Here is an 11,667-nt window from a genome sequence, read left to right on the forward strand (position 1 = left end):
ACGCATGACCCGTATCCTCATCCCATCCGGGGCCCTGGGCCTCGACTACGACCGCGAGGCGCTGGCCCGCGGCGTCGCAATGAAGCCCGACCTCATCGCCATCGACGGAGGTTCGACGGATTCCGGTCCGTCCTACCTGGGGCGCGGCGTGTCGAAATACGCGCGTGCCTCGACCAAGGTCGAGTGGAAAGGTCTGATCGCGGCCGCACGCGAGGCCGGATGCCCGCTCGTCATCGGCACCGCCGGGACCTGCGGCACCGACTCGACCGTCGACTGGCTGCTCGACATCACCCGCGAATGCCTGGCCGAGTTGTACCTGGACGCGCGCATCGCGACGCTGAAGTGCCAGCAGCCGGCAGAGCGCGTCCTTGCCGCCATGACGTCCGGCGACCTTCTTCCGCTTGCCGCCGCGCCCGAGATCGACGAGGACCTCGTCGCGAGTTGCACCAACATCGTGGCCCTTGCGGGTGCCGAGCAGATCGCCGCGGCACTCGACACCGGGGCCGACATCGTGATCGCGGGCCGAACGACCGACACCGCGATCATCTCGGCCCTGCCGCTTCAGCGCGGCGATCACGCCGGCGGCGCGTGGCATGGCGCCAAGATCGGCGAATGCGGCGCGCTGTGCGCCACGAACCCTCAGTCCGGGGTCCTTCTCGTCGATTTCGACGCGCAAGGATTCACCGTGACGCCCCTGGCCGAAGGCGCCCGCGCCACGCCGCGCACGGTCCTTGCGCACATGCTTTATGAAAACTCCGACCCCTTCATCCTCTACGAGCCGGGCGGCCATCTCGACGTGACGGGCGCGAATTACAGCGCGCTCGACGATACGCGTGTCCGGGTCGAGGGATCGGCCTGGGTGCCCTCCGACACTTACGCCGTGAAGCTCGAAGGGGCCCGGATCGCTGGCTATCAGACGATTCTTCTGACCACCGTCCGCGATCGCCACTACGTCGAGAATATCCGCGCCTGGACCGACGACATCCTGCGGAAGCATACCGTCAAGGTCGCCGACCGGACGGGGCTGACCGCAGGCGTCGACTTTACCTGCGAACTGCGTCTCATCGGCGTCGACAGCACGCTCGGGGCGCTCGAGACGCGGGACACCATCCCCGACGAGGTCGGCGTCCTCTGCGTCATCACTGCCGCCGACCAGGCGACGGCGAACGAGATCGGGAAGCTGATGAACCCCTATCTCCTCCACCATCCCCTGACGCGGGACGAGGAGCAGCCGACTTTCGCGTTCCCTTTCTCGCCCGCCGAGATCGACCGCGGTCCGGCTTGGGAATTCTGCCTGAACCACGTCATGCGGCTGGACGACCCGATGCAGGCCTTCCGGCTCGAGGTCGTCGATGCCTGAACTCGGCCAGGTGGCGGACAAGGTCCGCTCCAAGAACGCGGGGCCGTTCTGGCTGACCATCGACGTCTTCTGCGGCTCGCCGGAGGCCTTCGCGCGCATCGCGGGAGGCGTCTCGACCGAGAGGGTCGCGGCGGCGCTCAAGGTCGATCCGGCGACGGTCAAGCGTTTCGACATTCCGGCGCTGAACGTCATCAAGATCAGCCTGCCGCGTCCCACGGTGCAGGGCCGGCACGACGACCGGGACATGCACGGCGCAGGCTGGGCCTCGGTGATTGCGGAACTGGAACTGAACTGAGGTGGCGAGCGCGCTGGATTGAGGACACCGTCGGCGTCCTGACGGAGGCCGGACTCGGTTCTCCCGGTCCCTGGCGTAGGGACTGCTCTGCCTCTCCCGCTCGGTTGGCGCGATGGCCCACGCCGGGGAGTCCCGAGACTCGGTCAGATGTCGATTGCCGGGGTCGCCCGATGCGGCGGCGAAGCCTTTTCGAAGGCCGGGGGTTCCTCTATTTCTCACATTGCGAGAACAATGCAGGGTTTGAACCCCATGATTGTCTCTCAAGCAAATGGGTCTCCGCCCCTCATATGCCCCGAGATTGACGCAATCGGTGTTATCAGCGCATTCTCACGCGGACGTGGATCTCTGCACCAGCCTGCCGGCGTGGCTGGAAGTGGGTCCTGAAATTTGGTATCAGGCTTGTGGGCCGACGCGGAATTTTGCCGCGGCGAGTGGTAAGGGGTAATTTCAGATATGGCCAACGTCATTGTCGACACCGACGAGGGCACGCTCCACGTCACGCAATCAGGCTTCGATACCAACACCAGCGTCGACGGCGACGAAGCCGCCGGAATGCGCGTCACGGTCGTCTACGAGGGCGGTCTGACAGAGGTTCTCACCTGGCAGGCCACAGGCGGCACCTCGGGCGGGGTCACCGGCTCGGGCATGAGCCTCACGATGTCGACGGCCGCGACGTTTACCCTGACGTCCAGCCTGCGGGTCGTGTCGCTGAAGCTCGAGGCACAGTACGGTAACGCGGTCTTCGACACCCTGAAGGGCGTGAACAACGGCACGCGCGGCGATACCCTCGGCACCAAGATCGGTTTCCCCTATGAGGAGATGGGTGGCGATCCGGTCACCGGGACGGTTGAAGTGACCTATTCCGACGGTGTGATCCGCGCCGGGCTGGAGCGCGGCACCGACATCTTCACGACGATGACAATCGACTATTCGGGCGTCGCCGGCGGCGGCATCCTCGGAACGATCCAGTTTCGCAGCGACATGGACAACATCGCCGTCCCCGGCGATCTGGCTCCCGTTACGGCGAACACCGCCCCTGACGCCGTCGACGACGCGATCACCACGAACGAGGATACGGCGGTCAACATCGCCGTCCGCGCCAACGACACCGACGCCGATGGCGACTCGCTGACCGTGCAGTCCGTAGGGCAGGGCGCGCACGGCTCCGTCTCGATCAATCCCGACGGATCGGTGCGCTATGCTCCGAACGCGAATTACAGCGGAGCCGACAGCTTTACCTACACGCTGTCAGACGGCAACGGCGGCACCGATACAGCAACGGTGAATGTCACCGTGACTGCGGTCAACGACGTGCCGGTTGCCGTCAACGACACCGCGTCGACGGCGCAGGGCGTCCCCGTGGACATTGCAGTCCTTGCCAACGACACAGACGTCGACGGGGATCCGCGCACCGTGACCTCGGTCACCCAGGGCGCCAACGGGTCTGTCGCGATCAACCCGAACGGAACCGTGAAATACACGCCGAACGCTGGTTTCGGCGGCAGCGACAGCTTCAGCTACAGCATCTCGGACGGGAAGGGCGGGACGTCCAGCGCCACAGTCACCGTGGGCGTGGGTTCGAACGCGGCACCTGTCGCGGGAGACGACGCCTATTCGATCGACGAGGACGCCGTCCTGACCGTGGCTGCGCCCGGCGTGAGAGCGAACGACACCGACGCGAACGGCGACGCTCTGACCGTATCGCTGGTGAGCGGCGTCTCTCACGGCACGCTGACGCTGAACGCCGATGGATCCTTCACCTATACGCCCTCCGCGGACTACTTCGGGTCCGACAGTTTTACCTATGCTGTGTCGGACGGGCGGGGCGGCTCGGACACTGCCACCGTCGGGCTGACCGTGAACGCGGTGAACGACGCGCCAGTCGCGAACGACGATACGGCCTCGACGACGGCTGGTGTGCCGGCGCAGATCGCCGTCCTCGCCAACGACACCGATGTCGAGGGGCAGACCCCCAGCGTGGCCTCGACGGGGCAGGGCGCGAACGGTTCGGTCGCGGTCAATGCAGACGGAACAGTGACCTACAGCCCGAACGCGGACTTCACCGGCGCCGACAGCTTCGTCTACACCGTCTCTGACGGCAACGGCGGGTCCGACACCGCGACCGTCACGGTCAACGTCGGATCGAGCGGTCAGGTCATCTTCGGGACCGAAGGCGACGACCGTCTGCGCGGCACCTCGGGCGACGACATCATCGACCCGCTGGGCGGTCTTCGCGACGAGATGTGGGGCGAAGGCGGGGCGGATTTCTTCGACCTCGCATCGTCGTCCTCGAACGGGATCTCGGAGAAGAAGGTCATCCTCGACTTCGACTTTGCCTCCGGCGACCGCATCGGTCTTGGCGGGGCGAGCGTCGCGAACTGGGTGGTGCGAAACGGCAACCTGTCAATCACGCTCGACGGGGACGGCGATACGATCAACCTCCGCGGCGTCTCGACCTTCGACGATGCCTACTTCGGAGGCGGCCGGTCGAACACGGCGCCCGTCGCAGGGGACAACACGGCGATTACCAACGAAGACACGCCCGTCAGCATCAATGTGCTGGCGAACGACACCGACGCCGATGGTGACCCGCTTTCGGTCCTCGCGGTGACGCAGGGCGCGCACGGGGTGGTGTCGATCAATCCGGACGGCACGCTGCGCTATGCGCCCGACGCCAACTATCATGGCGCCGACACTTTCTCCTATACCGTCTCGGACGGCTTTGGGGGCATCGACACCGCGACCGTCGGCGTGACGGTGACCTCGGTGAACGATGCGCCCGAAGCCAACAACGACAGCGCCTCGACCGAGATCGGCGTGCCGGTCGACATCGACGTCGCGGCGAACGACGGCGACGCCGACGGCGACCCGCACACGATAACGGCGATCACGCAAGGCTTGGGCGGCATCGTCTCGATCAACCCGAACGGGACGCTCCACTACGCTCCAAACGCGGGCTTCGACGGCATCGACGGCTTTACCTACACCATCTCGGACGGGAAGGGCGGCACCAGCACCGCCAGCGTCTCGGTCGCCGTCGCGGCAAGCGGGAACGTCATCCTCGGCACCGAGGGCGACGACCGGCTGAGGGGCACCGACGGCAACGACACCTTTGACCCGCTCGGCGGCGCGCGCGACGAGATGAGCGGAGGCCTCGGGGCCGACTTCTTCGACTTCGCCTCGTCGGTAGCGAACGGCGCGAGCGAGAAGAAGGTCATCCTCGATTTCGATTACGATGCCGGTGACCGCGTCGGTCTGGGCGATGCCTCGGTGGACTCGTGGTTCGTGCGGAACGGCAACCTCGTTGTCGAGCTCGACCACGACCACGATGTGCTGACATTCCGCAACTTCGTCGACTACGACCCCGACATGTTCGTCTGACCTCCTCGCACCCGATCAGGGGTGCGGGGGCTTTCCTGTCACCACGTCAGCGGCTAGACGAGGCGCCGCGGCGGGCACCCGTCCGCCGGAACGGGGCGCAGGGTATGGACTACGATGCGATCATCCTCGGCGCGGGCGGCGCGGGGCTTCTCGCGGCGGCGCTTGCCGGACAGGCGGGGGGGCGCGTTCTCGTGCTGGATCACGCGGACAAGCCCGGCAAGAAAATCCTGATCTCGGGCGGAGGGCGGTGCAACTTCACCAACACCGGGACCGAGCCCGACTGCTTTCTCTCCGAGAACCCGCATTTCGCGAAATCCGCTCTCAGCCGTTATACCCAGTGGGACTTTCTCGCCCTTGTCGAAGCGCACCGGATTAGCTGGCACGAAAAGACGCTGGGACAGCTTTTTTGCGATGGGTCGGCTCGGCAGATCGTGGCGATGCTGCTCGACGAATGCGCAAAGGGTGGCGTCGAGATACGCCTCTCGACGGAAATAGGAGAGATCGGCCATGCCGACGGCCTGTTTGGCGTTGCAGGCAAGACCGCACCGCAGCTTGTCATCGCGACGGGAGGCCCGTCGATCCCCAAGATGGGCGCGACCGGCATCGCCTACGACATCGCGCGACGCTTCGGCCTGGACGTGGTGACCCCGCGCCCTGCTCTGGTGCCCCTGACGCTTGGCGAGGGCGACCGCGCATTCCGCGACATCTCGGGCGTGTCCTGCCCCGTCACCGCGCGCGTCGGCGGCACGACCTTTGCGGAAGCAGCGCTTTTCACGCATCGCGGGCTGTCGGGACCGGCCATCCTTCAAGTCTCGTCCTACTGGTCGCCGGGCGATGCCGTCGTCCTGAACGTCGCTCCGGGCGCGCTCGACGCCCTGCGGGAGGCGCGCCGCAAGATGCCGCGCGCGCATCTGAAGGCGGCGCTGTCCGAGCTTTTGCCCAAACGCCTGGCCGAGGTCCTTTCGGATCGCATCGGACTGGCGCAGGAGCTCGGCAACACCTCAGACGCCGAACTGGCGCGCGTGTCGGAGGGTCTGACAGCGTTGACGTTCCATCCCACCGGGACCGAGGGTTACGCCAAGGCCGAGGTTACGGCGGGAGGCATTTCGACCGAGGCGTTGTCTTCCAGCACCATGGAGGCGCGGAACGTGCCTGGCCTCTATGCCATAGGCGAGGCGGTCGACGTGACCGGTTGGCTTGGCGGCTACAACTTCCAGTGGGCATGGTCGTCGGCGGCGGCCGCCGCCGGGGCGATCGCCGAGAGGTCGAGACGTTAGGGCTGCCTCAAGGCGCCTCGATCAGGTGATCGGGACAGATGCCCGACCGGTCGATGGCTGCCGCGATGTCCTGTCCGGCGAAGAATCCATGTCCGGTCACGAGGGCCGACGCGATGCCTGCGGCCTGCGCGCCCAGGATATCGGTGTGGAGGCTGTCGCCCACCATCAGGATCCGGTCGCGTCCGATATCAGGCAGACGCTCGAAGGCCAGGTCGAAGATCATGGGGAACGGCTTGCCGCAGAAGATCGGAGCGACCCCGGTGCGGTCTGCGAGGCGATGCGCGAACTGTCCGGGCTCGGTCGAGAAGCCTATTTCGCGCGGGGCGACGATGTCGGGGTTGCCGACGTAGACCGGCCTTTGGCGCTTTGTCAGCGCGGCTTCGAGCAGCGCCTGCCGTGCCTCGGTCCAGGTGGCGCTTCCGATCATCAGGATGCCGTCCGCGGCCTCGTAGGCCGAAGGCTCGTCCCCAAGTCGGACATGCGGCAGGCTCTCGAATTCCGCGGCTTCGACCCCGTCGCTGATCATCAGGCCCCAGGTGCGGCCATCGCCTCCGTCCACCTGCCGGGCGAGCGCCTTGCGGCTGGTCACGATGTCGTCCGTGTCGAAGTCGTACCCGAGACGCGCATATTTCTCGACAAGTCGGTCGTGCGGAAATCCGGCCGCGTTCGACACGACCAGCACACGCTTTCCGAGGGCCCGCAGGTCGGCGATGCGCTCGGCGACGCCGGGAATCGCCGTCTCGCCGATATTGAGCACGCCGAAGGCATCCAGGAGGAAGGCGTCGTACTCCTGCGCCAGGTCCCCGAGGTTTTGCGACAGCCGTGGCGCGCAAATGGCGGGTACCGGCAACGGCAGCCTTGCGCGGACGGCTTCGTAGGCGGCAAACGCCTCCGCGAAGGTCATCGCGCTCAAATGATCGCCCCGCGTACCTTGGCGGAGACCCATTCGCTGATGACGACCGCTGCGAGGATGACGAGCAGGATCAGGCTGACCTGAGGCCAGGCCAGCACGTTGAGCGAGGCCTGGAGCTGAAGGCCGATGCCGCCCGCCCCGACAAGGCCCAGAACGGTGGACTCGCGGATGTTGATGTCCCAGCGGAAGACGGCGATCCCGGCGAAGGCCGGCATGACTTGCGGCACGATCCCGTAGGCCATCACCTGCCACCGGGACGCGCCTGTCGCGGTAATCGCCTCGACCTGGGCGTGGTCGATCTCCTCGATGGCCTCGTACAGAAGCTTGGCGCAGAAGCCGATCGAGCGGATGGCGATGGAGATGACTCCCGCAAAGACGCCGGGTCCGATGATCGCGATGAGGAGAAGCGCCCAGATCAGCGAGTTGATGGAGCGCGTCGACACGATGATGAAAAGAGCAATGGGACGGATCAGCCAGCGCGAGGGCGTGGTGTTTCGCGCCGCCATGAAGGCAACCGGCACCGCCAGAAACAGCGCGATCAGCGTGCCGAGCGTGGCGATGTTCAGTGTATCCCAAATCGGCCACCAGAGCCGGCTGATGTATTCCCACCGCGGCGGGGTCGCACGGGACCAGATGTCGCCCGCGATGGTGGGCGCGTCCCAGACGAAGAACCACGTCGTCGCGTCCGAGATCTGCTTCCAGCAGAACAGGAAGATGGCGAGGCCGACCAGCCAGCCGAACCAGCGGACCAGCGCCTCTCCGGCGGTGCGGCGGCGCCAGATCGCGACGCCCTCGTGCTCGCGGACCGGCATCCTATTGCACCCTCGCCCGGACCACGCCGGAGATGTATTCGAGCGCCATGACGATCCCGATGATGAGCAGCAGGATCGCCGCGGCGGTGTCGTACTCGTAGCGGTCGAAGGCCGTATTGAGCGTCGCCCCGATGCCGCCCGCGCCGACGAGACCAAGAATCGCGCTTTCACGGAAGTTGATGTCGACGCGATAGATCGACAGGCCCACGAGGCGCGGCATGACCTGAGGCTGGACCCCGTAGTTGATCCACTGAAGCCAGCGCGCGCCGGACGCCCGGATCGCCTCGGCCTGCGTGCGGTCCATCGCCTCGATGTCCTCGGCCAGCAGCTTCGACAGGAAGCCGATAGTCGCGAAGGACAGGGTCAGGAAGCCGGCGAGCGGACCGAAGCCGAAGATCGCGACAAGAAGGATTGCCACGATGATCTCCTGCAGCGCCCGGCTGACCGCGACGATGCCGCGGCAGATCATGTAGACGGGCAGGGGCGCGATGTTGCGTGCGGCGCCAAGTCCGATGGGGATCGAGATCAGGATGCCCACGACCGAAGCGGACACGGTAATGACGATGCTCTCCACCAGCCCGCCCCAGATGTCCGAGGCGCGGGTGACGAAGTCGGGACGCGTGAAGGACAGGATGAACTGAAGCCCCCGGTCGAGGCCCTCGTAGACCCGGTTCCAGTCGACATCGATTGTCAGGAAGGCGGCGATCAGGTAGGCCACGAAGCCGGCGATCAGACCCCAGCGCAAGAGCGGCCGGCGAACGAAATGCGGCTTCCGCCAGGCGGTGCCCAGGATGTCGTCGAGCTCCCGCCGTTCTTCGTCCGGCCTCATTCGGCGGCCTCGATCTCGTCGTCGTCCTCGGCCGCCTCGATTGTGGCCTCCCAATCCTCCTCGCCGTAGATCTCGGTCAGCTTGTCGGGCGACAGGCCTGTCGGCGGGCCGTCGTAGACGATCTCGCCCGACCTCAGGCCGACGACGCGGGGCACGAACATCTGCGCCAGCGCGACGTCGTGGATGTTGATGATCGCGGCCAGCCCACGCTCGCGACAAAGCTCGGTGATCAGCCGCATGATCTGGCGTGAGGTCTTGGGGTCGAGCGACGCGGTCGGCTCGTCCACCAGAAGAAGCTTCGGGTTCTGGATCAGCGCGCGACAGATGCCGACCCTCTGGCGCTGGCCGCCCGACAGTTCGTCCGCACGCTTGTCGGCCATATGGAGAAGGCCCACCCGGTCGAGAAGACGGAACGCCTCGTCCACGTCCGACTGCGGATAGCGCCTGAGGAAGCTGCGCCAGAAGCCGACATAGCCGAGCCGGCCGGACAGCACGTTTTCCATCACGGTCAGCCGCTCGACGAGGGCATATTCCTGGAAGATCATGCCCATCGACCGGCGTGCCTTGCGCAGACCGGCGGACCCGAGCTTCGTCAGCTCGAGATCGTCCAGCCACACCTCGCCCCCGGTCGGTTCGACCAGCCGGTTGATGCAGCGGATCAGCGTCGACTTGCCCGCGCCAGACGGCCCGATCAGCGCCAGCACCTGTCCGGACGGCACCTCGAGGCCGATGTTGGTCAGGGCCTTGTCGCCGGTCTTGTAGGTCTTGGTGAGATTCTTCAGCCGCAGCATCGCCGCTCCCGTCCAGGTCGTCGGGCGGACCTTGCGGCCCGCCCGGATGGTGCGATCACTCGCAGGCGTAGCTGACGCCGTTCTCGGCGTCGATCTTGCGGATCACGTCCCAGAAGTCCTTGTAGTTCATCTCGATGAACTGCTCTTCGCCGGACTTCGAGAATTCCTCCTGAAGCGACGAGCCCTCCCAGTCGAACGAGAAGAAGGCTTCCTTGATCTTGTCCTGAAGCTCGGGCTTGAGGTTGTAGACCGTGCCGAAGCCGGTCGTCGGGAAGGTCTGCGACTTGTAGATCGACACGACCTGCTCGGGCTGGATCACGTCACGTTCGATCATCCGCTGCATGACGGAATTGGCGATGGCGCCCGCGTCGTAGTCCTTGTTTGCAACGCCCAGCACGGTGTTGTCGTGCTTGCCCGAGAACACCGGCTCGAAATCGCGACCGGCGATCAGGTCGTATTCGCCCTTCAAGATTGCCGACGGAGCCTTGAAGCCCGAGTTCGACGTCTCGGACGAGAAGGCGAGCTGCTTGCCCTTGATGTCCTCGACCGTGCTGATGCCGGAATCGGGATGGGTGATGATCTCCATCTCGTAGCCGAAGTGGCCGTCCTTCGAGGCCATGATCGTGAAAGGCCGGAAGCCCGCGCAGTTCACGGCAAGAGGGTTCGACCCGGTGTTGAACCCCGAGATGTGCAACCGGCCAGACCGCATCGCCTCGATCTGCGCGGCGTTGTTCTGGACCGGGAAGAAGACGATGTCCTTGCCGGTCACTTCCTTCATGTGGTCCAGGAAATCCGACCAGGCGGTCTTGTAGACGGCCGGATCTTCGACCGGCGTATAGGCGAAGATCAGTGTGTCGGGATCGAGGAGTTGGCTCTCATCGGTGGGAACGTCGGCGATCAGGTCGCCATCCGCGTCGCAGAAGCGCGCGTCGAGATCGCCGCGCGGGCAATCCTGCGCCGAGGCCGTCCCCGCGAGGGCGGCCAGCGCCAGCGCGGAGGCGCCGGCAAGGGTCTTGAGGTCGAGTTTCATGGTGTCCTCCCTTTGGATGCGGCTCTTGCGGCCGCGATGGTCTCAATCAACTAGTCGGCGACGATGATGTCCACCTCCGAGGCCTCGACGGCCTTCAGAAGATCGCCGCCGGGCCGCCGGTCCACGACGATGGTGGTGAGGTCGCTCAGGCTCGTCACGCGCACGACGCCGGTGCGGCCGAACTTGGCGCTGTCGGTCAGCAGGACCGACCGCGCGGCGCGCGAGATCATCTTGCGCTTGACCGCCGCAAAGCCCCGCACCGTCTCGGACGGGCCTTCGGCCGACAGCCCGCTCGATCCGATCAGGCAGATGTCGACGTGGAAGCGTTCCAGGAACTCGAGCGTCTCGGTACCGACGACGGCCGACTCGGCGGGCAGATATTCCCCCGGGCAGAGGATCACCTCGGCCGCTCCCTGTCCGAGCGTCATGGCCACGGGAATCGAATTAGTGATGACGCTGCACGGCGTGCCGAGATAGGCCAGCGCGCGCGCCAGCTCGATCGTCGTCGAGCCCGAGTCGATCATCACGGTCTCGCCCTCGTTCACCAGCCTCGCGGCGCGCGAGCCGATCCGCTCGCGCTCGGCGATGCGCGCATGGGCGCGCTCGTCGAGGCTTGGATAGTGACCCCGCGTCGGCGTCGAGGCGCCGCCATGAGCGCGCGAGATGAGGCCGTCCTTGCTGAGCAAATCGAAATCCCGGCGCACCGTCTCGGTCGAGACGCCGAACCGTTCGGCCAGCGCGCTGATCCTGACGTGCGGCTGAAGCTTGAGCTCGAGCAGGATCTGCCGACGCCGCTCGGACTTCTTCAGCTTGCCGTGCTGCGCGGCGTGCTTCTTTTCTTGCACTACATTCGACTTCATCGGTCTCGGGATGCTCCTTGCACGTAGTTGTGTGGGAATCTCCGCAACATGGCAACAAATTCTGTTGCATACCCCACAGCCGGGTGGTGAAATCCTTGGAAAGGAAGGATCGACATGAG

Annotated in this window: 10 protein-coding genes; 4 read left to right on the top strand and 6 right to left on the bottom strand. The window is 65.8% G+C overall.

Going from position 1 to position 11,667, the window contains the following annotated elements:
* Positions 1-4 precede the first annotated feature (4 nt).
* The 4 genes from C8D95_RS03175 to C8D95_RS03190 all read left to right on the top strand — a co-directional run bounded on the left by C8D95_RS03175 (position 5) and on the right by C8D95_RS03190 (position 6,313).
* On the top strand, positions 5-1,360 hold the full coding sequence (locus C8D95_RS03175) for an acyclic terpene utilization AtuA family protein (RefSeq protein ID WP_109757664.1): 1,356 nt from the start codon (positions 5-7) through the stop codon (positions 1,358-1,360).
* Complete coding sequence (locus C8D95_RS03180) at positions 1,353-1,655, top strand: DUF4387 family protein (RefSeq protein ID WP_109757665.1); 303 nt, start codon at positions 1,353-1,355, stop codon at positions 1,653-1,655. The genes C8D95_RS03175 and C8D95_RS03180 overlap by 8 nt, the downstream gene beginning before the upstream one ends.
* Before the next feature lie 453 nt (positions 1,656-2,108).
* Positions 2,109-5,036: an Ig-like domain-containing protein gene (locus C8D95_RS03185; protein WP_109757666.1), complete on the top strand. Its 2,928-nt coding sequence runs from the start codon at positions 2,109-2,111 to the stop codon at positions 5,034-5,036.
* Positions 5,037-5,140: 104 nt separating this feature from the next.
* On the top strand, positions 5,141-6,313 hold the full coding sequence (locus tag C8D95_RS03190) for a BaiN/RdsA family NAD(P)/FAD-dependent oxidoreductase (protein WP_109757667.1): 1,173 nt from the start codon (positions 5,141-5,143) through the stop codon (positions 6,311-6,313).
* Between the two features lie 7 nt (positions 6,314-6,320).
* On the opposite strand, the gene C8D95_RS03195 is transcribed toward C8D95_RS03190, so the two are convergent.
* From C8D95_RS03195 to C8D95_RS03220, 6 genes are read right to left on the bottom strand one after another with little or no spacing between them, the layout of a single operon-like run.
* The gene (locus C8D95_RS03195; protein ID WP_241239799.1) at positions 6,321-7,217 is read right to left on the bottom strand and encodes a TIGR01459 family HAD-type hydrolase; all 897 of its coding nucleotides are present in this window, start codon (positions 7,215-7,217) and stop codon (positions 6,321-6,323) included.
* A 5-nt stretch (positions 7,218-7,222) separates the two neighbouring features.
* Entirely contained in the window at positions 7,223-8,038 is an 816-nt protein-coding gene (phnE, locus tag C8D95_RS03200) for a phosphonate ABC transporter, permease protein PhnE (RefSeq protein ID WP_109757669.1), read from the bottom strand.
* 1 nt (position 8,039) lies between these two features.
* Positions 8,040-8,867: a phosphonate ABC transporter, permease protein PhnE gene (gene phnE / locus C8D95_RS03205; RefSeq protein WP_109757670.1), complete on the bottom strand. Its 828-nt coding sequence runs from the start codon at positions 8,865-8,867 to the stop codon at positions 8,040-8,042.
* Entirely contained in the window at positions 8,864-9,658 is a 795-nt protein-coding gene (gene phnC / locus C8D95_RS03210) for a phosphonate ABC transporter ATP-binding protein (RefSeq protein ID WP_109757671.1), read from the bottom strand. Before phnC ends, phnE (C8D95_RS03205) begins: the two co-directional genes overlap by 4 nt.
* Before the next feature lie 55 nt (positions 9,659-9,713).
* On the bottom strand, positions 9,714-10,688 hold the full coding sequence (phnD, locus tag C8D95_RS03215; RefSeq protein WP_109757672.1) for a phosphate/phosphite/phosphonate ABC transporter substrate-binding protein: 975 nt from the start codon (positions 10,686-10,688) through the stop codon (positions 9,714-9,716).
* A 50-nt stretch (positions 10,689-10,738) separates the two neighbouring features.
* Positions 10,739-11,548: a DeoR/GlpR family DNA-binding transcription regulator gene (locus C8D95_RS03220; RefSeq protein WP_109757673.1), complete on the bottom strand. Its 810-nt coding sequence runs from the start codon at positions 11,546-11,548 to the stop codon at positions 10,739-10,741.
* Between the last annotated feature and the right edge of the window lie 119 nt (positions 11,549-11,667).

It is taken from the genome of Silicimonas algicola, from assembly GCF_003148765.1.
GTDB lineage: Bacteria > Pseudomonadota > Alphaproteobacteria > Rhodobacterales > Rhodobacteraceae > Silicimonas > Silicimonas algicola.

Coding starts and splice junctions, on each gene's coding strand:
- C8D95_RS03175 (WP_109757664.1), top strand. CDS start 5: ATGACCCGTATCCTCATCCCATCCGGGGCCCTGGGCCTCGACTACGAC.
- C8D95_RS03180 (WP_109757665.1), top strand. CDS start 1,353: ATGCCTGAACTCGGCCAGGTGGCGGACAAGGTCCGCTCCAAGAACGCG.
- C8D95_RS03185 (WP_109757666.1), top strand. CDS start 2,109: ATGGCCAACGTCATTGTCGACACCGACGAGGGCACGCTCCACGTCACG.
- C8D95_RS03190 (WP_109757667.1), top strand. CDS start 5,141: ATGGACTACGATGCGATCATCCTCGGCGCGGGCGGCGCGGGGCTTCTC.
- C8D95_RS03195 (WP_241239799.1), bottom strand. CDS start 7,217: ATGACCTTCGCGGAGGCGTTTGCCGCCTACGAAGCCGTCCGCGCAAGG.
- phnE (WP_109757669.1), bottom strand. CDS start 8,038: ATGCCGGTCCGCGAGCACGAGGGCGTCGCGATCTGGCGCCGCCGCACC.
- phnE (WP_109757670.1), bottom strand. CDS start 8,867: ATGAGGCCGGACGAAGAACGGCGGGAGCTCGACGACATCCTGGGCACC.
- phnC (WP_109757671.1), bottom strand. CDS start 9,658: ATGCTGCGGCTGAAGAATCTCACCAAGACCTACAAGACCGGCGACAAG.
- phnD (WP_109757672.1), bottom strand. CDS start 10,688: ATGAAACTCGACCTCAAGACCCTTGCCGGCGCCTCCGCGCTGGCGCTG.
- C8D95_RS03220 (WP_109757673.1), bottom strand. CDS start 11,548: ATGAAGTCGAATGTAGTGCAAGAAAAGAAGCACGCCGCGCAGCACGGC.